General features: G+C 61.9%; 23 protein-coding genes and 1 tRNA gene. 19 read left to right on the top strand and 5 right to left on the bottom strand.

Annotated features, from left to right (window positions below):
- Positions 1 to 119 precede the first annotated feature (119 nt).
- Positions 120 to 743, top strand: a complete 624-nt coding sequence (locus tag DTX69_RS25640) for a glutathione binding-like protein (RefSeq protein ID WP_119304430.1) — start codon at positions 120 to 122, stop codon at positions 741 to 743.
- A 14-nt stretch (positions 744 to 757) separates the two neighbouring features.
- The gene (locus tag DTX69_RS25645; RefSeq protein WP_119304431.1) at positions 758 to 1,453 is read left to right on the top strand and encodes a glutathione S-transferase N-terminal domain-containing protein; all 696 of its coding nucleotides are present in this window, start codon (positions 758 to 760) and stop codon (positions 1,451 to 1,453) included.
- Positions 1,454 to 1,583: 130 nt separating this feature from the next.
- On the opposite strand, the gene DTX69_RS25650 is transcribed toward DTX69_RS25645, so the two are convergent.
- Positions 1,584 to 1,841: a DUF1127 domain-containing protein gene (locus DTX69_RS25650; protein WP_119304432.1), complete on the bottom strand. Its 258-nt coding sequence runs from the start codon at positions 1,839 to 1,841 to the stop codon at positions 1,584 to 1,586.
- Positions 1,842 to 1,954: 113 nt separating this feature from the next.
- Here DTX69_RS25650 and gcvA point away from each other — a divergent pair, with 113 nt between their 5' ends.
- From gcvA to DTX69_RS25665, 3 genes are all read left to right on the top strand, one after another.
- Positions 1,955 to 2,962 carry a transcriptional regulator GcvA gene (gene gcvA, locus DTX69_RS25655; protein WP_119304433.1) on the top strand — a complete coding sequence of 336 codons (1,008 nt, stop codon included), beginning with the start codon at positions 1,955 to 1,957 and terminating at the stop codon, positions 2,960 to 2,962.
- Positions 2,963 to 3,226: 264 nt separating this feature from the next.
- The gene (locus tag DTX69_RS25660) at positions 3,227 to 3,505 is read left to right on the top strand and encodes a PilZ domain-containing protein (RefSeq protein ID WP_119304434.1); all 279 of its coding nucleotides are present in this window, start codon (positions 3,227 to 3,229) and stop codon (positions 3,503 to 3,505) included.
- Positions 3,506 to 3,621: 116 nt separating this feature from the next.
- Positions 3,622 to 3,715: transfer RNA gene (locus tag DTX69_RS25665), tRNA-Ser, on the top strand.
- Between the two features lie 144 nt (positions 3,716 to 3,859).
- On the opposite strand, the gene DTX69_RS30410 is transcribed toward DTX69_RS25665, so the two are convergent.
- From DTX69_RS30410 to DTX69_RS25680, 3 genes are all read right to left on the bottom strand, one after another.
- Complete coding sequence (locus DTX69_RS30410) at positions 3,860 to 4,318, bottom strand: site-specific integrase (protein WP_162917560.1); 459 nt, start codon at positions 4,316 to 4,318, stop codon at positions 3,860 to 3,862.
- Positions 4,319 to 5,065: 747 nt separating this feature from the next.
- Complete coding sequence (locus DTX69_RS25675) at positions 5,066 to 5,488, bottom strand: hypothetical protein (RefSeq protein ID WP_119304436.1); 423 nt, start codon at positions 5,486 to 5,488, stop codon at positions 5,066 to 5,068.
- The gene (locus DTX69_RS25680) at positions 5,485 to 5,982 is read right to left on the bottom strand and encodes a nucleotidyltransferase domain-containing protein (RefSeq protein ID WP_162917561.1); all 498 of its coding nucleotides are present in this window, start codon (positions 5,980 to 5,982) and stop codon (positions 5,485 to 5,487) included. The genes DTX69_RS25675 and DTX69_RS25680 overlap by 4 nt, the downstream gene beginning before the upstream one ends.
- A 532-nt stretch (positions 5,983 to 6,514) precedes the next feature.
- Here DTX69_RS25680 and DTX69_RS25685 point away from each other — a divergent pair.
- From DTX69_RS25685 to DTX69_RS25745, 12 genes are all read left to right on the top strand, one after another.
- Entirely contained in the window at positions 6,515 to 7,435 is a 921-nt protein-coding gene (locus tag DTX69_RS25685; RefSeq protein ID WP_119304475.1) for an AAA family ATPase, read from the top strand.
- Positions 7,432 to 7,905, top strand: coding sequence for a hypothetical protein (locus DTX69_RS25690; RefSeq protein WP_119304438.1), 474 nt, complete (start codon positions 7,432 to 7,434; stop codon positions 7,903 to 7,905). Before DTX69_RS25685 ends, DTX69_RS25690 begins: the two co-directional genes overlap by 4 nt.
- Positions 7,902 to 8,399 (top strand): HORMA domain containing protein, encoded by a 498-nt coding sequence (locus DTX69_RS25695; protein WP_119304439.1) that lies wholly within the window; start codon positions 7,902 to 7,904, stop codon positions 8,397 to 8,399. The genes DTX69_RS25690 and DTX69_RS25695 overlap by 4 nt, the downstream gene beginning before the upstream one ends.
- A 6-nt stretch (positions 8,400 to 8,405) precedes the next feature.
- Complete coding sequence (locus tag DTX69_RS25700) at positions 8,406 to 9,305, top strand: CBASS oligonucleotide cyclase (RefSeq protein ID WP_119304440.1); 900 nt, start codon at positions 8,406 to 8,408, stop codon at positions 9,303 to 9,305.
- A 24-nt stretch (positions 9,306 to 9,329) separates the two neighbouring features.
- Positions 9,330 to 10,064, top strand: coding sequence for a DUF6602 domain-containing protein (locus DTX69_RS25705; RefSeq protein ID WP_119304441.1), 735 nt, complete (start codon positions 9,330 to 9,332; stop codon positions 10,062 to 10,064).
- Between the two features lie 14 nt (positions 10,065 to 10,078).
- Positions 10,079 to 10,846 carry a hypothetical protein gene (locus DTX69_RS25710; protein WP_119304442.1) on the top strand — a complete coding sequence of 256 codons (768 nt, stop codon included), beginning with the start codon at positions 10,079 to 10,081 and terminating at the stop codon, positions 10,844 to 10,846.
- A 3-nt stretch (positions 10,847 to 10,849) separates the two neighbouring features.
- A complete protein-coding gene (locus tag DTX69_RS31130; protein ID WP_119304443.1) occupies positions 10,850 to 11,113 on the top strand; it encodes a DUF4238 domain-containing protein in 264 nt (87 codons plus the stop codon).
- A 1,181-nt stretch (positions 11,114 to 12,294) separates the two neighbouring features.
- Positions 12,295 to 12,483 (top strand): GMC oxidoreductase, encoded by a 189-nt coding sequence (locus DTX69_RS25725; RefSeq protein ID WP_284736070.1) that lies wholly within the window; start codon positions 12,295 to 12,297, stop codon positions 12,481 to 12,483.
- 206 nt (positions 12,484 to 12,689) lie between these two features.
- Entirely contained in the window at positions 12,690 to 13,550 is an 861-nt protein-coding gene (locus DTX69_RS25730) for an FAD binding domain-containing protein (protein ID WP_119304445.1), read from the top strand.
- Positions 13,551 to 14,027 carry a (2Fe-2S)-binding protein gene (locus tag DTX69_RS25735; RefSeq protein ID WP_119304446.1) on the top strand — a complete coding sequence of 159 codons (477 nt, stop codon included), beginning with the start codon at positions 13,551 to 13,553 and terminating at the stop codon, positions 14,025 to 14,027. It abuts the gene before it with no gap.
- Between the two features lie 2 nt (positions 14,028 to 14,029).
- On the top strand, positions 14,030 to 16,300 hold the full coding sequence (locus DTX69_RS25740) for a xanthine dehydrogenase family protein molybdopterin-binding subunit (RefSeq protein ID WP_119304447.1): 2,271 nt from the start codon (positions 14,030 to 14,032) through the stop codon (positions 16,298 to 16,300).
- Between the two features lie 16 nt (positions 16,301 to 16,316).
- Entirely contained in the window at positions 16,317 to 16,562 is a 246-nt protein-coding gene (locus DTX69_RS25745) for a MoaD/ThiS family protein (protein WP_119304448.1), read from the top strand.
- Positions 16,563 to 16,853: 291 nt separating this feature from the next.
- Here DTX69_RS25745 and DTX69_RS25750 read toward each other — a convergent pair whose 3' ends face one another.
- Positions 16,854 to 17,246 (bottom strand): hypothetical protein, encoded by a 393-nt coding sequence (locus tag DTX69_RS25750; RefSeq protein WP_162917551.1) that lies wholly within the window; start codon positions 17,244 to 17,246, stop codon positions 16,854 to 16,856.
- On the opposite strand from DTX69_RS25750, the gene DTX69_RS31135 reads away from it, so the two are divergent.
- Both DTX69_RS31135 and DTX69_RS25760 read left to right on the top strand, forming a co-directional pair.
- Positions 17,200 to 17,382 (top strand): hypothetical protein, encoded by a 183-nt coding sequence (locus DTX69_RS31135; RefSeq protein ID WP_407643998.1) that lies wholly within the window; start codon positions 17,200 to 17,202, stop codon positions 17,380 to 17,382. The two genes, DTX69_RS25750 and DTX69_RS31135, sit on opposite strands and share 47 nt — an antisense overlap.
- Before the next feature lie 83 nt (positions 17,383 to 17,465).
- On the top strand, positions 17,466 to 18,737 hold the full coding sequence (locus DTX69_RS25760; RefSeq protein ID WP_284736071.1) for a hydroxymethylglutaryl-CoA reductase: 1,272 nt from the start codon (positions 17,466 to 17,468) through the stop codon (positions 18,735 to 18,737).
- Positions 18,738 to 18,741 lie beyond the last annotated feature (4 nt).

An 18,741-nucleotide genomic window follows, 5' to 3' on the forward strand; every position in this document is an offset into this window, starting at 1 on the left:
ATCTGCTTCCAGTTCGGCGGGCAACGCTCCGGGAGACCCGGCATGATCGGCAAGCGCCCTTGCCAGCTCAAGGGAAATCCTCAAGACTGCCGGCGATTGCGGGCGCGGACGAAGGCAGGATGATCGATCTCTACACCTGGGGCACGCCGAACGGCCACAAGATCCACATCATGCTGGAGGAGACCGGTCTGCCGTACCGGATCCACAAGGTGGACATCGGCGCGAAGGAGCAGTTCAGCCCCGAATACGTGAAGATCAATCCCAACAGCAAAATCCCCGCGATCATCGACCGGGACGGCCCCGACGGCGGGCCGGTGACTATCTTCGAATCCGGTGCCATCCTGTTGTATCTGGCGGAGAAGACCGGGCGCTTCCTGCCCGCGGAGGACGAGCCGCGCGCCCGCGTGCTGGAATGGCTGATGTTCCAGATGGGCAATATCGGGCCCATGTTCGGCCAGTGCTATCACTTCAGGAGCTCGGCGCCCGAGCGCATTCCCTACACCATCGACCGCTACACCCGTGAAGTGGGACGGCTCTACGGCGTGATGGACAAGCGCCTTTCCACGGGCGCCTATCTCGGTGGCGAGGAATTCTCGATCGCCGACATCGCGACCTGGCCGTGGACCAAGAATCCCGCTGCCTATGACCAGGACCCAGAGGACTTCCCGCACGTCAAGAAGTGGATCAAAAAGATCAGCGAACGGCCGACAGTGAAGCGCGCGCTGCGCGTGCTGGATGCTTGAAGGGACGCGTCGCGATGATCGACCTTTATACTTGGCCGACGCCCAACGGGCACAAGATCCATATCGCGCTGGAGGAAATGGGGCTTGCCTACGCGGTGCATGCGGTCGATATCGGCGAGGGCGATCAATTCAAGCCGGAGTTCCTGAAGATCAGCCCCAACAACCGTATTCCCGCGATCGTCGACCAGGACGGGCCGAAAGGAAAGCCGCTGTCGCTGTTCGAATCCGGTGCCATTCTCATCTATCTGGCGGAGAAGACCGGCCAGCTGCTCGCGCCTAGCGGCAATGCGCGCTATATCGCGGTCACGTGGCTGATGTTCCAGATGGGGAATATCGGGCCGATGCTGGGCCAGACCCACCACTTCCGCACCTATGCACCGGAGAAGATCCCGTACGCGATCGAGCGCTACACCAACGAGGCCAAGCGGCTCTACGGCGTGCTGGATCGCCGGCTCGGCGAAGCGGAGTACCTGGCAGGGGACTATAGCATCGCCGACATCGCGACCTTCCCGTGGCTGCGTTCGTGGGAACGTCAGGGAGTCACGCTGTCGGACCATCGCAACGTGGAACGCTGGTTCCACACGATCGAAGCGCGGCCGGCCGTCCAACGCGGATTGCAGGTGCTCGCCGACCGTGGCAACAAGCAGCAGCCCTTCACCGACCGCCAGCGCGAGATCCTGTTCGGCAGGACGCAGTACGAGCGGCGGTAGTCGCCTCCGTCACCACATGCCGCGTCCCCCCGTGTCAGGGGAAGCCGAGCGTGTTCTATGCAGACAAAAAGACGGCCGATACATTTGCATGCATCGGCCGGGAAGGGGGCTCTTCAGGCAGACGTTTCGGTTATCGCCAGCGCGCCATCAGCGTGTCGACGAACTCCTCGATCTGGCCGCGCTCGATGCCGGCGTCGCGCAGTAGATGGTCGTCCACCTTGTTCAGGGCCCGGATGATCTCGCGGCGGCGCCATTGCGCCCAGATCCACGACATCATTCGGGCGATCATGCGGATGAGATCGCGCTGCCCGGCGAGGGCACGCGCGCACCGATCCTGCTGCCGCAGACCGCGCGGCAGGGCGGGACAGGCGGTGGTGAGGTCGGTCATAAGATTTCTTCAAATTTGGTTCAGGCTCTCGAGCGCTATCTGAAGGTAAACAGTGCGGACCTTCAAACGAATCCTGCTTGACGGATCATTGAGCGGGATTTGAAGATGCGCCCATGGCAAAGCCGATCAATCTAGCGGCCTTGCGCGGCTTCGAGGCGGCCGCGCGGCACCTCAGTTTCACCAAGGCAGCGGCGGAATTGAACGTGACGCCGGCGGCTGTCAGCCACGCCATCCGCGAGTTGGAGCTGGATCTGAGGGTGCGGCTCTTCGAGCGCTCGAGCCGCGTGGTGCGCCTGACTGCCGCGGGCGAGACTCTGTCGCGCGCAGTGGCAGAGGGGCTGGGGACGATCGGCCGTGCGGTGCAGCGCCTGCGCGCGCTCGATGGCCGGCCGAAGCTGATGGTGACGACTTCGCCCTCGCTCGCTGCCAAGTGGCTGGTGCCGCGGCTCGATGGATTCCTGGCGCAGCATCCGGATGTCGACGTGCGCATCGACGTGTCGCAGCGCCTGGCAGATTTCTCGGAGGACGGTGTCGATATCGCGATCCGCTTCGGCACCGGTGATTATCCGGGACTGGTTGTCGAACGCTTGTTCGAGGAAACGGTGTTTCCGGTGTGCAGCCCGAACCTGCTCAGGAGCAGGCATCCGCTGAGGGAGCCGCGCGACCTCCGGCATCACACGCTGATTCACATCGAGTGGGACGCGCAATGGGCGACCTGGCCGAACTGGGCAATGTGGCTGCGCGCGGCCGGCGCACCGGAGGTGGATACGACGCGCGGCTTGCACCTCAGCCAGACCTCGCTCGCGCTGCAGGCAGCACTCGACGGCCATGGCGTCGCGCTCGGCGATTCGACCTTGGTTGCGGATGACCTTGCGGCGCGGCGGCTCGTCCGGCCCTTCAGCATGGCGCTGAGAGGTCCGTCGCAATTCGCCTATCACCTGGTGCATGCGCCGCGGCGCTCCGAAGAGCCGCTGATCAAGGCGTTCCGCAAATGGATTCTGGACGAGGTAGCGAAGACTGGCGTGCCGGACAACACTGCGGTGGATACGCTCGCGGCGCGGCGAAAGGCGAGGCGGCGGAAACGACATGGCGCGCTATCAGAGGCAGAGGACCTGTCATGAACTAGGCGCGACCAGCCATTGCGATGGGCCGCCGCCCGCCCGCAGCACGCCAGTCAGTCGCAGAATCGTATGTTTTCAGGCCTCAAAACGCAAACCGACTCACTCTTTTCTATAGTTAACCAAAAGGAAATGGCTGCATTCATCCCTTGTTAATCTAACATTCGAGCTAACCGCTATCAGCGGAAGGGCGACGCGCAGCAGTGATAAGGAGCCGCTATCGGCGCGGAAGGGCGTCCTCGATAGCGAGGGGAAGAGGGCAAGATCATGACGATGACCATGACCGTGCAACAGGGTGCCTCGGCCAATCGCCGCGACCAGATGCGGCGGATGGTGATCAAGGGGGCCAAGATCATCTTCAACAACCGCAAGAGCGTTCTCGATTGCCGCGTCCGCGATCTCACGGCTGATGGCGCGCGCCTCGACCTCTCGACGCAGCAGTTGCTGCCCCATGAGTTCGAGTTGCAGGTGGCGGGCGATCCCACGCGGCGCTGCGGGCTGCGCTGGGCGCGCGGCACACAGGCCGGCGTCCGGTTCCTCGGCTAGCTCGAACGGCATGGCAGTGACCTGCTAACTCCCGGTTCTGTCGTGGGATTTGACTTTCGGCTGCCCCGCCCTTAATTGAGAGGCGCGCATACGCCGTGGCGCAGGCTGCTCACGGCGGAGAGGTGGCCGAGCGGCTGAAGGCGGCGGTTTGCTAAACCGTTATACGGGCTTAAACCCGTATCGGGGGTTCGAATCCCCCTCTCTCCGCCAATTGTATCCTTCCTTTGGGCCATTCCACTGCATATTGTGGCTCACTGCCAGGTCGCGCACTCTGCTACATGGCGCTGCTACGACTTGATCCAATCATGTAGCAGCCGATTCGAGGCGATTCCTTCCAGCAATTGCCTGCCGTAATCAGTCGTCAATTTGCGCTCTCGGGATCGCTAAGCCCGGATATCCGACTTTCCGCAGTTCCGACATGAGAACGTCAATGACATAGCCGTCTCCATACTTGTCGCCGGTGGCCTCCCAATGCTTCTCAAGTCGACCCATTTCGCTCCAGTCAACCGGTGGCCCGCTCCATCCACCCAACTGCAACGCGATCTCGCGCGGGACACGCGCTGCCCTCAAGGCGTCGCGGAAGTTATGGCGGAATGAATGAAAACAGAGTCCTTCTGCAAGGCTACGCCTCTTGAGGAAGCGAGCGAACCACTTGGAGAAAGTGTCGGAATAGTATCCGGTTGGGGCTACCGGCACATCTTCGAAGATGCGGCGCTGCCCCCGTCGCCTGGCTCGATGCCAGAGATCAGAAAATCCCAGCTCAAGTAGCGCCGGATGAACAGGCACGATGCGCTTGGATGAACGGCTCGTCATTGAGCAGTACCTAAGCAGCTTGCTCCAGCCACTGCAGTCTTCGGTGGTAGCGAGCGCGGAAGCTCTCGCTGAGCGGCTCGATCGGCTTGAGCAATCCCTGCACAGCCCGCCGCAGCCACCGGCATCTTCGTCGAGAGCGAAAGCTACTCGAAAACCAGCTTCGACCCGAAGAGTCGCCGTCGGGGATAGATCGCCGCAGCGTGAGCTCGCTGAGCAGCTCGTCAAAGAAACCATTCCGGATGACAAGGGTGGTCGACGCGTATTGCGGACTGCGGAAATAGAACAGCGGCTGATCACAACGCTCCATATTCCTCGCCAGTCAGCAATGTCTGCCGCTAGGAAGGCCGTGCAGGCGTTAGATCCGGATAACGATGCTAGACGAACACACAGGAGACCCGTCGCGAGGGAAGTGACTCCAGGAATCATACGGCGAATGCGTGCTCTGCGGAAAACAGGCATGCAGAGGCGGCAAATTGCAGAGGCGCTAGGCTGTGATCCAAGGACAGTCTCCAGGCATCTGAAGTAGCGAATCAGCGCCGGGCAAATTGTTGCTCTCGAACGCTGGCCGCCTTCCGAGAGATTTCGAGCTCGCGAATTGAGAAGCGAACGCGTCATTATCTTGCGAACGCCGCACCCCTCATATAGCAATCGCCATGCTGCTGCCGAACATGACGAACAGGACAACGACTACCACTTGCGATCCTGCGATGAGGGCTCTTGGAGTCGAAGCTCAATTCCTCAGATGAGCTACCGTGTGCGGGCCAACTCCAACTCGGCCCAGGCAGCGTAGCTCTCCAGATCGGCTAGCAGACGCCTGGCTTCAGAAATTCTCTTGGGCCGAGCGCTGTATTGGGCGGCGTCCTTCTCGCCGAGGATGCGCGCGAGGCGGCGCTCCTGCTCGCCGGGCAGCCGCTTGCCCAGGGCCGAGCGCAGAGCCTTCACCGCTCCCGCGTGATCTTGCTGGTTCACCTGCCCAGCGACGCTTGCGGTCAGCGCGTCCGTGTAGGCAATGGCTGCCTGCACGGTCTGCGAGACGATTGGGTTCGCGATGTCGGCCTCCTCGGCCAGGGCGGCTTCAGTCTGGGCGGCCTTCATGAAGGCCCTCGCAACCTTGAGCCGACCGTCAGCGAAGGTCTTGTCCGCCGATTTGGACGGTCCCTTGCGCGTCATGACGCTTTACGCTGCCGGACTCGATGCTGGCGCTTCAGGCGATCAGCGAACACCTCTGGCGGATCTCCAACGACGCTCAGGCCATCTTGGGCAACCCCAACCCACCAGCGATCCTTCGCTTCTTTGAGTCGCAGCACATCATTCGTGCCGACGCCGACCACGGACGCGGTGAAAGCCAGCCTCTCCTCGGATTCTCGGAGCTTGTCGCGCAGCGCCTGTTCGATTTCCGCAATGTCCTCAGGTTCGCTGACGACGGCGATGTCCACGTCGCTGGTTCCCTTGTCCTGGCCACGGGCGACACTGCCATAGAGCCATACCGCCGCCACGCCCTCGCACGACTTTGCGGCCGTCCTGATCGACTCCAGGATGGCCTGGAACCGCTCTTCCTCTTCTCGAAAGAGGGCGTCCAACGCGCTGGCGAGCGGATGATCGGGACGCACGCGGTAGAGCCGACTGCGTTCGGAGCCAAGCTCCTCGACCAGCCTGAATGCCACTAGGGTTGCCAGCGCTTGTCGCACTCCGAATTTCGAGAGGCCAGTGCGCGCCACAAGTGACGGCGCGGACAGCTCGTGGCCGTGGCGTAGAAGCTCGCGCAACGTCCGGACGTTCGCGTTCGATCCAAGAATGCTGGTCAACGGATATCGTAGGGCGCCTTGTTGGGATTGTGCCAAGGGGTCCTCCAGCCTCTGCTCCAGTGAGCACGGTACATGAAAGTGGGGAGTTTTTCCAGCCCTATGGAATTAATATCATCCCTAAGATTTTTTTACATCTCACAGGGAATTTTTAGCTTCCAAGGCAGGTCTCTTGGTCAAAGGAATCGCGGCGAGAGCGGACAGAGAAACTCGGGTGCGCATCATGTCGGTTAGTGTACACCCATGGCGTGTGGTCGGCCTTGTTTTTTCGCGGAACGTGCCTAGATCTTGTACTTCGGTGGCATTCGAGCCAAAATGTATGGACCGCTAGGCTGAGGTGATGGACCGAGCCTGCGATGGCATCGGCCCTAACCTCGGAAAGCGAGTTCTATGCATGAAAATAGTCCCATCGGCGCAAGCCAGCAACGTTAACCTCCCCAAAGGCATCAGCCGCATCCGATCCCTTCCAGACCCCTCCCTGGGGGAGCTGTGGGACTCCATTGTTCTCGACGATGCGCTCAAGTCGAAGCTACTCAACCAAGCAGTGCTGAATTTCACGCTTCGGCCCAAGGTAAGTCGGAGCGTCATTCCGCTGCATGGCGTCATTTTCCTTGTTGGCCTGCCGGGCACCGGAAAGACATCCCTGGCGCGTGGTTTGGCAAATCGGGTGGCCGTCTCATTCAAGAACCGGGCGAGCTTTCAGCTTCTGGAGATCGAGCCTCACATGCTGACAAGCTCGGCGATGGGCAAAACCCAACGCGCCGTTTCGGAGCTTTTCTCTCAATCGATTGCTGAAGCTGTTGCCAATGGGCCTACCATCGTCCTGCTGGATGAGGTCGAGACTTTGGCCGCCGATCGCTCGAAGATGAGCCTGGAGGCCAACCCTGTCGACATTCATCGAGCCACCGATGCCGTCCTTGTGCAGCTAGACGCGCTGGCAGAACAGCACCCAAACCTGCTGTTCGTGGCAACAAGCAACTTCCCTCAGGCGGTCGACAGCGCGTTCATTTCCCGGTGCGATTTGGTCCTTGAGGTTCCACTTCCCGGCGAGAGCGCCTGCGCTCGCATTCTGGACGAGTGCCTGCTCGGTCTCGGCAAGACCTATCCCGCCATCTCCAAGCTGAGAACTTCACCGCAGGTCGCGGAGTGCGCGCGCGAATGCGTAGGCCTGGACGGCCGCACGATCCGGAAAATGGTCGCGAACGCTCTTGCAAGCACTTCGCAGACGGCAATGAACCCCGAAAGCGTCACTGCGCACAATCTCCTGGAAGCGGCTCGGGCGGCCAAGGCCAACAGAGGGGGCCTTCCAAAATGACAATCGTCGCCAGCAGGATATTCCGGAGTTCTCCTCACCGCGATGCCGCAGAGACGTGGGGCGCGATCGTCGATCTCCTCACCTCTGGAAAGTCGGGAAGCGCACGAACCGAACTGCTTTCGGTAAGCGGAGTTGCATCGAGCATCATCGCGGATCAGGCATCAAGGGATGCCCCCATCGTGGTGATATGCGACGGGCCGCGGACACGCATCTACTGCCTTTACGACGAAGACGCCGTCGACGGCTCGGGCGCGAGCGAAGACGCGCTTGGCTATGACCCTCTGAAGGGCGACTGGGGCGTCTCGCTGCCATGCTCCAAGGACGATCTCGCGTGGGTGCAATCTGCCCTCAAGAAGCATAGCAGCCGGATAACCGCGCGCGATCTCGACGATGGCATCGCCACGGAAGCGAAGACGCAGAACGCGGCGCAGCCGTTGGTCCTCGACGTGGAAGGATTCCTCGGCTCATGACAAGCGTCATCGTCAACACCTACACCCACTCGGTGACGTATGTCGCCGACAACATCCTGAAAAGCCTGAAGGACATCATCCGGCTCAGCGGCCTCGATCCAACCAGCTTTGTGGAGGATTGGGAGGTCAACAAGCGCGGTATCAAGACGTGGCTGGAGACCCGAGACCTTGAATGCGTGACGCTTGAGATCTTCGATCCCAAGTCCGACGCGCTGATCATTAGGTGGGACATCGATATCACGTACGGCTGGACGGAGGGGGACGGCAACTTCTGGACCGATACCGAGCAGTTGAAATACGCGATCCGCAAAGCTGGCGTAGCGCCCTCGGAAGCGCGATACCGTCTGATCGCCGACACGAAGGCAGGCCGTCCTGACGTGCTAGGCTGGTCATCGACCTCCTATCGCTCCACGAGCGGCATGGTTAAGCAGAGCCTTGGCGCCACGATCGAGCATAGTGGTCTGACTGCCAACGCCGGGTACTGGAGGAGGTAGCTTCAGATGCTGACCGTCGACGAGGCATTCCGCAAATTCAAGAGCCGTCTTGAGCTGAACGACAAGGAGCAGGCCAACGCGTCGGCGCGCCACAATGAGGTGCGCGACTACCTCGGAACAAAGTTCGGGATCGAGCGCAGCTTCCTTACCGGGTCGTACAAGAGACACACCAAGACGAAGCCGCTCAAGGACATCGACATCTTCTTCGTCCTGAAAGAATCGGAAAGCCACTACAGGTCCAAGGCGCCCGCTACTGTCATCGACGACTTCGCTAAGGCCTTGGTCGCGAAGTACGGGGACAAAGCTGTCCGAAAGCAGAGCAGATCAGTCAATATCGACTTCGGCATCGTTGCCGACGCGGAGGACAACACCGATTACCGCGTCATCAGCATCGACGCGGTCCCCGCGTTCGCCAACGGTGATGACTACGAAATACCGGATACCGATACCGGCAAGTGGATAAAGACCAATCCAGAGATCCATGCCGAGAAGGCGGTCACCGCCCACCAAGCGTATTCGAACGAGTGGAAGGGGCTGGTCCGGATGGTAAAATACTGGAACAACAACTCGAAGCATGGCGAGAAGCCGGTGAAGCCCTCGTTCTTGCTAGAAGTGATGGCCTTGCAATGCCTCCATGGCGGGTGGCAGGGCCGCTTCGATTATGAGATGCAAGGCTTCTTCGCGACACTCGCGGATCGCATCTTCGATGAGTGGCCGGACCCCGCTGGGCTTGGCCCAGCCATCAGCAATGGGATGGACGCGGCGCGCAAGCAAAGAGCCCAGACGCTGTTGCGCGCAGCAAGCCGAGAGGCGACATTGGCCATCGATCATGGTCGACGGGGCAGGAATGGCGAAGCGCTCAAGGCGTGGCGGGAGCTATTCGGGCCGAAGTTCCCGCTATCCTGACAGTGGAGCGGAAAGGACCTGCTGATGGCAAAGGCGAGCGAGACAAAAGACACGGCCTGGATGAAGGAAGCCTTCATCGACGTGCAGGCGGAGCTGACGCTGAAGCTAAAGCGGGCTGCACAGTCCATCAGCCATGCTGGGACACAAGGAACGGTCGTCGAGGACCACTGGATCGAGGTCTTCCGCTCCTATCTTCCGAATCGCTATCAGGTCGCGACCGGCTTCATCATCGATAGCCTTGGCAATCGCAGCCAGCAGATCGATGTCGTGATCTTCGACAAGCACTTCACCCCGACCTTGCTGGACCAGCAGAACCATCGCTACATCCCCGCCGAGGCTGTCTACGGCATCTTCGAGTCCAAGCCTCATATCGATAAAAGCTACCTGGAATACGCAGGCGAAAAGGCAGCCTCCGTCCGGAAGCTTCATCGCACCTCCACCTCCGTCGTGCATGTCGATGGAGTTTCTAAGCCAAAGGCCCAGTTCGACATCGTCGCGGGCATTATCGCCCCGAAGTCGAGCTGGGCTGACGGGCTCGGGGAGACGTTCCGAAAGCACCTACCAGCCGAGCCGCTTCAACGCCTCGACTGCGGCTGCGCCTTGGAGCATGGCGCCTTCGATAGCTTCGATGGGAAGCTCAAAGTAACGGAACACGACGCCGCGCTGATCTACTTCCTGTTCCGTCTCCTATCGAAGCTCCAGTCTCTGGGTAGTGTTCCGGCGATTGACTGGGCTGCATATACGGCCGCCATCAAGTAGCAAGGGCTAGCGAGATGGAGGACGACAAGAAGCTGGTCGTAACACCGCCCGAATTGAGGGACGGAGGCGGCAAAGCGCTAACACGCATCCTTCTGGAAATGGCAGCGCAGGCTACGCCAGTGACAGCCGCCCTGGCGCATCTCTACGGCTATACCCATCCAAGTCAGTTTGAGCAGGACCTCCAGAGGTTTCGGACGGATGTCGCGCAGAAGCTGACCGACCACGAAGAGCAGCTTCGCGCTCTCACCCACCTTCTGTCGCCTATGGCCGTCATTGGCGAGACCGCGATGCAGGTCGCGATCCATCTGCTTCGCATAAATACGACAGGACGGAGCGACCCCGTGCCGTTCGAGAAGCTTGTGGACGATCTCAAACACATCCCTCGCGATCGGCTTGAAGAGTCGGTGGCGGAGCTAAGCGCCCACGGGTTTGTGACGACCGCGGCGGCGAGCGGTCATGCAATAATCAATGTCCGACCGACCAATGCCGCTTTCCTGGCCTTCGATCAGGCGGCGACTGGACGCGATATCCAAGCCGATGCGGTCCATGTTGCATCTCTCTGGCTGGAGGACGAACAGCTTCGAAACGTCTTTAAGCTTTCGGAGCACCTGGGTTGGGAACCGCGCCGTCTCAATCCTGCGCTAGGCGCCCTCCGAACCGTGTTCGCTGAGGGACGCTGGAGCAAGGAGAGGCATCTGATGCTGGAGACGACTTCAGTCCTCGTTACCCTGGATGAGCGTTTCAAGCTGCGCCAGATCGTTGAGAGCGGGCGCGTCGGCTGACCGATGCGCCACCATTTCGTCTCCCAGTTCTATCTCAGCCGGTGGGAGGAGCCGCAGGATGGGAGAATCCCCACGTTTCTTCGGAAGACTGACGGTCAGATCGACCTAGTGCGGTTCGCAAAGCAATCCACGGGGTATGAGCACGACCTGTATGCGTTCACCAACGTGGACCAGGACGACAAACATGTCCTGGAACACGAGTTCTTCACGCCTAGCCTGAACTGTGCAGGCCCCCCCAATTCGGGAGCGAACAACTGGCTCAGCTAGGCCAGCCTATTGCGACTGTCAGCGACAGGCCGTTGAGACCTTCGTGTCGTCGCCATTCAGGAAGCCCAATTCGCCGATTATTGTTGCCTGTCTAGGCAGTTCCTCAGACGTTTGCTGCTGCGGCAATGGTCGCCAAAGCAGCAGTCACCATCAAACCTCGGGCGTGTACGCAGACAAGTCACCCAGCTCGGCAAAAGAGGATGCATTCAATGCTACAAGTCGTGCTACCACATCTTGCTACAATTATAGCGGAGCTTGCCCGCAGGGCATTGATTTGCAATGCAGATTTTCAGTGGCGGAAGTGACGGGAATGGAATCGGAGCTTCCCCCTCTCTCCGCCAGCGTACCATTCCACCTGAAAAATCAATGGTTTGGCAGGGCGTTCGAGAGCGCTCCGAGCGGCACTGTGTGCACCAGTTCCGTGGCACAATCCAAATCCAGATCCGGCCCAGGAGTATCCGTGTCGGACCTTAGTCGCCAATTCTGCGAAGGCTCATCATCAGCCTGAAAATGCGCCACCCTGAACATCGATGTCCGGAGTTAATGCGGTCTCCGACATCTCGTCAGCGTGAGTACCGAGTCCACGCTCTGTGCGTTGCTCGGACCGCGCACGTATATAAGGCACGAGCCTAGCGCCGCCTGCAGCTGCATCTCCTCTCGCTGGCTGCGAGTCGGCGCTCGTTCGATGGCGGTCAGTGCTCGCCATCTGCCGAAAACGCCCAATCAAGTCCGGCGCGTATGTTGTCGACTTGGCGGCGATGGATCGAGAGCCATTCGATGGTAGATTGGCGCGACCACGCGCGCCGCGTGTGTTCAAGCAGAGCTCGATAGAACTCGGCGTGCCACCGCGAAATCCGGTGCGCTTCTCTGCAGTCGCGCAGCTTCTGACGCACGTAGTCACGTGTCGTCTCGAGCAGGGGACAACGGAGCGCATCTCAAATTGCTCCACGACGAGCAGCGACTTCGCGACACGATTCGAGATACAGCTGACCACTGTTGCAGCCGGGATCTCTTCGCTCGCCGCCACGGCCTCGGCCGTCTCAAGGCTAAAGCTGCCCGCGAAGTTCGCGAGGCGTCGCAACACGGCGACCTCGGTTTCAGAGAGCGTCTGGTAGCTCGAGTCGAGCGTTGCCCTCAGGGTCTGATGACGGGGCAGCGCCGCGCCCAGACCGAGATGATGCTTGGACGAGTACATCCGTGAGAATGCGGAAACCGGATGCCACTTTGCCGGCACCTGCCGCGTGGGAAGCGGACCGGACGCCGTGATCGATGGCGAGCTCTGCGTTTACGGCATCGAGGGTCTGCGTGTGGTCGATGCCTCGGTAGTGCCCGAGGCGACAAACGGCACACGAACGCACCGACGATCATGATAGCCGAGAAGGCTGCTGATCTGATCAGGTCGCGAAAACCGCCTAGGAAGTACCCTATTATCGGCCCGGCCCGGTCAATGTGACCTGACGAGAAGACCTTCTCGAGTTTCCAGTTTCGGCAGAACCTGCTATCGATTCGGTGCTTGCCAGCGGCTAACTGGCAATGAGCCGTCGATGGGGTCCACTAGATCGAAGGAACAGACACCTTGAGATATGAACGTCCACAGACGATGAAGGAAGCCACCGGCCTTCTGGCGAGGGAGAAGGGCAGGGCCTTCGTGCTCGCGGGCGGCACTGACCTTCTGGTGCGGCTGCGCACAGGGTTCATCGAGCCCGACCTCATCGTCGACATCAAGCGCATCACCGCGACGCGCAGCATCGACGTCAGGTCGAACGGGTTCAGGATCGGCGCGGCGGTCACCGGCGCCGAACTAAACGAGCATGCCAAGCTGACCAAGGCCTGGCCGGGCGTGGTGGAGGCGGCGAACCTCATCGGCTCCAAGCAGGTTCAGGGGCGCTGTACAATGACCGGTAACCTGTGCAATGCATCGCCGGCCGCGGATAGCGTGCCGGCCCTGATGGCAGCGGCAGCGAAGGTCGTGATCGTTGGGCCCAAAGGCAAGCGCACCATCCCGGTGGAGCAGGTGCCGGTCGCGCCCGGCAAGACATCGCTCAAGAAGGGCGAGATCATCGAGAGCATCCTGCTGCCCAAGCGTCCGCCGCGCTCGGGTGACGCCTATCTGCGGTTCATTCCACGCACGGAAATGGACATCGCGGTGGTCGGCGCCGCGGTTAGCGTGACCCTGGATGCCAAGGGCATGTGCACCGATGCACGCGTGGCGCTCGGCGCCGTCGCCCCGACCGTGGTGCTGGTGCCGGAGGCGGCGAAGGCCTTGATCGGCACCAAGATGGACAAGGCCGCGCTCGACGCGCTAGCCGCCGCCTGCTCGGCGGCCTGCCGGCCGATCGATGACAAGCGCGGCACCAGCGAATTCCGCATCAAAGTGGCCGGCGTCCTGGCGCGCCGCGCTGCGCAAATCGCGCGCAAGCGCGCAGGAGGCAAGTAGATGTCAGCCATTCACGTCACGACCAAGATCAACGGAGACGTCGTCGATTATGTCTGCGAGGCGGACGAGACGCTCCTCGACGTGCTGCGGAACCGTCTTGGATTGACGGGCGCGAAGGAAGGCTGCAGCACCGGCGATTGCGGCGCCTGCAGCGTCACGATCGACGGCCGGCTGACCTGCTCCTGCCTTGTCCTAGGTGCCGAGGCCGATGGCCGCGAGATCGGCACCATTGAGGGCATGGCGAAGGGGGACGAGCTTCATCCGCTGCAACGCAAGTTCCTGGAGCATGCCGCCCTGCAATGCGGCATCTGCACGCCGGGCATCCTGGTCGCGGCCAAGTCCCTGCTGGAGCACAACCCGAAACCGACCGAGACGGAGGTGCGCTTCGGCCTCGCCGGCAATCTCTGCCGCTGTACCGGATACGACAAGATCGTCCGCGCCGTGATGGACGCGGCGCAAGAGATGCGGAGGGCCTGATCATGCCACTCGATAGCACCCTGCAAGGCAAGCGCGATTTCAAGGTGGTCGGGACCCGGCCGCTGCGGCCCGATGGCATCGACAAGGTGACCGGCCGCGCCAAGTTCGGCGCTGATGCGACCGCCCCGGGCATGCTGGTCGGACGCATCCTGCGCTCGCCGCACGCGCATGCGCGCATCAAGAAGATCGACACCAGCAAGGCGGAGAAGCTGCCCGGCGTGAAGGCGATCGTCACGCGCGAGGACCTCCCCGACCATACCGACGGCGATGCGTTGCTCTATGACGTGCTCTACAACATCATGGCGCGCGAGAAGGCGTTGTATGAGGGCCATGCGGTTGCGGCGGTCGCCGCCGTCGATACGCGTACTGCGCGCGAAGCGCTGAAGTTGATCAAGGTGGACTACGAAGTGCTGCCGCACGTCACCGATGTCGACGAGGCGATGAAGCCCGGCGCGCCGATCCTGCACAGCACGATCTTCACGGACGGCTTGGAGCCGAAGCCCAAGAAGCCGTCCAACGTCGTGCGGCGCTACGAGTTCGGCCATGGCGATGTCGAGGCTGGCTTCAAAAAGGCCGACATCATCGTCGAGCGCACCTTCAAGACCGAGGCGACGCACCAGGGCTATATCGAACCGCACGCCTGTCTCGCCAACGTCGGGCCGGACGGGCAGGGCGAGCTGTGGGTCTGCACCCAGGGTCACTTCATGGTGCGGGATACCTGCGCTCGATTGCTCGGGATGGACATCTCCAAGCTGCGCGTGACCGCCTCCGAGATCGGCGGCGGCTTCGGCGGCAAGACCACCGTCTTTATCGAGCCGGTTGCGCTCGCCTTATCGCGCAAGGCCAACCGGCCGGTGAAGGTCGTGATGAGCCGCGAGGAGGTGTTCAAAGCGTCCGGCCCGACCGCCAGCACTTCGATCGACGTCAAGATCGGCGTCACCAAAGATGGCCGGATCACGGCGGCGGACGCCACGCTGCGCTATCAGGGTGGCGCCTTCGCGGGCTCGCCGGTGGAGTTCGGCGCCATGTCGGCCTTCGCCTGCTACGACCTCGAGAACGCGCGCACGATCGGCTATGACGTCGTGACCAACCGGCCCAAGCAGGCGGCCTATCGCGCGCCCGGCGCGCCGATGGCGGCGTTCGCGGTCGAAAGCGTGATCGAGGAACTGGCGCGCAAGGTCGGCATGGAGCCGATCGATTTCCGCATGAAGAATGCGGCGCGCGAAGGCACCAGATCATCCTACGGTCCGACCTACGGTCCGATCGGCCTGCTGGCGACGCTGGAGAAGGCGAAGCAGCATCCGCATTTCAAGGCGCCCTTGAGCCCGAATCAGGGGCGCGGCATGGCCTGCGGCTTCTGGTTCAATTTCGGCGGCCAGACCTGCGTCTCGCTCAACGTCAACAGCGATGGCACCGTGGCGCTGTCGGTGGGCACGCCGGATATCGGTGGCTCGCGCGCCTCCATGTGCCTGATGGCGGCGGAGGAACTCGGCATCCCCTATGACAAGGTGCGGGCGATCGTCGCCGACACCAGCGCGCTCGGCTATAACGACGTGACCGACGGCAGCCGCACGACCTTCGCCACCGGCATGGCAACCATCCTCGCCGCGCGCGATGCGATCAAGAAGCTGACCGCGCGCGCTGCGCAGATCTGGGGCATCTCGGCCGAAGCGGTCACGTGGGAGAAGGGCTATGCCAAGCCGGCCGGATCGAACGCCGGCAACTTCCCGCCGATGTCGATCGCAGAGATCGCAGCCCAGGCCGGCGCCACCGGCGGGCCGATCGCGGGCCATCACGAGTACAGCGCGGACGGCGCTGGCGTTAGTTTTGCAACCCACATCTGCGATGCGGAAGTGGATCCGGAGACCGGCGCCACCAAGATCGTGCGCTATACTGTGCTGCAGGATGCCGGCAAGGCGGTGCATCCGAGCTACGTCGAAGGTCAGTTCCAGGGCGGCGCCGTGCAAGGCATCGGCTGGGCGCTGAACGAGGAATACATCTATGGCAAGGACGGCAGGCTGCAGAATGCGGGCTTCCTCGACTACCGCATCCCGGTCTGCTCCGACCTGCCGATGATCGACACGGTGATCCTGGAAATTCCCAATCCGGGACACCCGTACGGCGTGCGTGGCGTGGGCGAGACCTCGATCGTTCCGCCATTGGCCGCGATCGCCAATGCGGTGTCGGCGGCGGCGGGCGTGCGCCTCACCAGCCTTCCGATGTCGCCGCCCAGGATTCTGGCGGCGCTCGACCGCAAGGCTGCGGCGGAGTGAGAGGGCAAGGCGCCCGATGGTGAAGGTGGTCGTATGGGGCTCATTGAAGCCCCATACCGGCGGCCAAGCCGAGCTCGAGATCGAGGCCGGCAACGTGCGCGAGCTGCTCAATCGGCTGGGCGAGACCTATCCCGGCCTGAAGCCACAGCTTGCACGCGGCGTCTCGGTCGCGATCGACGGCGTGATTTTCCGCGACGGCCTCCACGAACCTCTGCGCAAGGACAGCGAGGTCTTCCTGCTGCCGCGCATGACTGGCGGGTAATGCGAGCAAGCCGCTTCTCCGAGTCGATGACGACCCGGTACGAGCGCGGCTATCCGCCAGTCGGCGCTATCTCCATGCATCGATGGGAAACCAGATCGCGCCGTTCGTGCATGTCAATGCGAGTCTATCCCAGAGACCTTGTTCGAATCGCTATCGGCTCGCTGTTGTGCCGCTTACCGTCCGCCCGCTGGCTGCGCCAGCATTCGTTTCCAGGCAACATCCGGAAACTACGCAATATCATCATCATCCAGCAGCTATCGAGGTGATGATCGGCGGCGCGGGTAATGATGTCTACCACGTCGACTCGATTGGTGATGTCGTGCAGAAGCGGCCAATGGCGGCATCGATACTGTCCGCACGAGCATCGACTATACCCTGGGCGCGAAGCGAGAGGTTCGCGGCCAGAGTGAGCGCCTCCCGCGATCGCGCCAGCGCCCGGTCGGCCTCGCCCTGGTGCCAGAGCGCAAGTCCCGAGAAGCACCGGCAGCAGACGCCGGGATCATGCCCCGAATATACATAGGTGAGGCGGTGGTCACGCTGCCGATCGTAGAGCCCAATGCCGGGTTCCGCGTGATGCCTGGCACCGGCATAGTCGCCCATGAAGAAGCTGTTGCTCCAGAACAGATGGTGCGTTTCGATGTTCATCGCCGGATCGTCGGCCTTCTGGGCCAGCACGACGACCATAAGGTCTTCGCGCGAATTCGCCTTCGGGGTCAAGGGATTGCAGCGCTTCGTCCGATGCGAACCGCTGCGACGGGTGCACGAATGTGTGTTTGGTGTTCTGGCTCTCGAGAGCCAACCGATTGATCCGAGGCTCTAATTGCCACTTAATTCCGGCAATTTAGAGAAAATAAACCCGTTCCCACGATCATTCCGGAATCGGCATTTCCGGGGACTAGCCGCTTGATCATCCCGTTCCACGTCCGCCGCATGCTCGCAACCCTGCGGGCCACGCTGACCGAGGACATGGCCCGCCGGCGGCTCAGTCCGACGCCGGCGCGCATGCCCGCGCTTCGCGGTGTGCGGTCGGCAACAGAGCAATCGGTCCGGGCCATCTGGCATCGTCTGAAGAAGGATGGATCCGCATCGGATGACGATGAGGACATCATCGCAGATCCACAATCCGTGGCAGCTGCCGCGGCTTATTCCAGGAACATCGAGAATTTCATCGGCACGGTGAAGGTGCCGCTCGGTGTCATCGGCCCGCTGCGCATCAACGGCATTCATGCCAACGGAGAGTTCTTCGTACCCTTGGCCACATCGGAAGCGGCATTGGTCGCATCCTACGGCCGCGGTGCCGACGTTGTCTCGAGCGCCGGTGGTGCGAGTGCGGCCATGGTTTCCGAAGGTGTGTTGCGCACGCCAGGATTTGTGTTCCGCGACCTCATGGAAGCGGGCCTGTTCATCGACTGGGTGGCGTCCAACGACGATGCCTTGCGCGCCGCGGCGGAGGCAACCACCCGCCATGGCAAGCTGGTTTCGATTGAGCCGGTGATCGACAACGATACCGTCTTCCTTCTGTGTCGCTATACGACTGGCGATGCATCCGGTCAGAACATGGTGACGATCGCCACGCAGGCCGCGTGTCTCTATATCGAGGCGAACACGCCGATCAAGCCGCGTCACTGGTTTCTGGAGGCGAATTTCTCTGGCGACAAGAAGGCCTCCTTCCTCGGCCTGCTGACCGGACGAGGCCGCAAGGTCACCGCGAGTGTCATTATTCCTGATGAGCTGATCGAACGCCGGCTCCATACCAGCGTCGAGCGAATCCTGGAGTATGCCAAGATCGCCAATCTGGGGGCGCTGCTGAGCGGTCAACTCGGCGCGCAGGCGCACTACGCGAACGGGTTGGCGGCATTCTACATCGCCACCGGCCAGGATGCGGCCTGCGTCGCGGAATCGGCGACCGGCTATACGCGCGTTGACCGCCGCGATGGCGGCGTATTCGTCTCCGTTACTTTGCCCAACATCCTGGTCGGTTCGGTCGGGGGCGGCACGTCCTTGCCAAGCCAGGCGGCCAGTCTGGGCATTCTCGGCCTGCGCGGGCCAGGTAAGGCGGCCGCTCTGGCAGAGGTGGCGGCCGTGCTCTGCCTTTGTGGCGAGGTGTCCATCATCGGCGCTATGGCGGCGGGCCAATTCGCGCGCGCCCACCACAAGCTAGCCAGACAGAGGTAGCACT

The organism is Dongia deserti (assembly GCF_003574735.1).
GTDB lineage: Bacteria > Pseudomonadota > Alphaproteobacteria > Dongiales > Dongiaceae > Dongia_A > Dongia_A deserti.

Coding starts and splice junctions, on each gene's coding strand:
- DTX69_RS25640 (WP_119304430.1), top strand. CDS start 120: ATGATCGATCTCTACACCTGGGGCACGCCGAACGGCCACAAGATCCAC.
- DTX69_RS25645 (WP_119304431.1), top strand. CDS start 758: ATGATCGACCTTTATACTTGGCCGACGCCCAACGGGCACAAGATCCAT.
- DTX69_RS25650 (WP_119304432.1), bottom strand. CDS start 1,841: ATGACCGACCTCACCACCGCCTGTCCCGCCCTGCCGCGCGGTCTGCGG.
- gcvA (WP_119304433.1), top strand. CDS start 1,955: ATGGCAAAGCCGATCAATCTAGCGGCCTTGCGCGGCTTCGAGGCGGCC.
- DTX69_RS25660 (WP_119304434.1), top strand. CDS start 3,227: ATGACGATGACCATGACCGTGCAACAGGGTGCCTCGGCCAATCGCCGC.
- DTX69_RS30410 (WP_162917560.1), bottom strand. CDS start 4,318: ATGACGAGCCGTTCATCCAAGCGCATCGTGCCTGTTCATCCGGCGCTA.
- DTX69_RS25675 (WP_119304436.1), bottom strand. CDS start 5,488: ATGACGCGCAAGGGACCGTCCAAATCGGCGGACAAGACCTTCGCTGAC.
- DTX69_RS25685 (WP_119304475.1), top strand. CDS start 6,515: ATGAAAATAGTCCCATCGGCGCAAGCCAGCAACGTTAACCTCCCCAAA.
- DTX69_RS25690 (WP_119304438.1), top strand. CDS start 7,432: ATGACAATCGTCGCCAGCAGGATATTCCGGAGTTCTCCTCACCGCGAT.
- DTX69_RS25695 (WP_119304439.1), top strand. CDS start 7,902: ATGACAAGCGTCATCGTCAACACCTACACCCACTCGGTGACGTATGTC.
- DTX69_RS25700 (WP_119304440.1), top strand. CDS start 8,406: ATGCTGACCGTCGACGAGGCATTCCGCAAATTCAAGAGCCGTCTTGAG.
- DTX69_RS25705 (WP_119304441.1), top strand. CDS start 9,330: ATGGCAAAGGCGAGCGAGACAAAAGACACGGCCTGGATGAAGGAAGCC.
- DTX69_RS25710 (WP_119304442.1), top strand. CDS start 10,079: ATGGAGGACGACAAGAAGCTGGTCGTAACACCGCCCGAATTGAGGGAC.
- DTX69_RS31130 (WP_119304443.1), top strand. CDS start 10,850: ATGCGCCACCATTTCGTCTCCCAGTTCTATCTCAGCCGGTGGGAGGAG.
- DTX69_RS25735 (WP_119304446.1), top strand. CDS start 13,551: ATGTCAGCCATTCACGTCACGACCAAGATCAACGGAGACGTCGTCGAT.
- DTX69_RS25740 (WP_119304447.1), top strand. CDS start 14,030: ATGCCACTCGATAGCACCCTGCAAGGCAAGCGCGATTTCAAGGTGGTC.
- DTX69_RS25745 (WP_119304448.1), top strand. CDS start 16,317: ATGGTGAAGGTGGTCGTATGGGGCTCATTGAAGCCCCATACCGGCGGC.
- DTX69_RS31135 (WP_407643998.1), top strand. CDS start 17,200: ATGTTCATCGCCGGATCGTCGGCCTTCTGGGCCAGCACGACGACCATA.
- DTX69_RS25750 (WP_162917551.1), bottom strand. CDS start 17,246: ATGGTCGTCGTGCTGGCCCAGAAGGCCGACGATCCGGCGATGAACATC.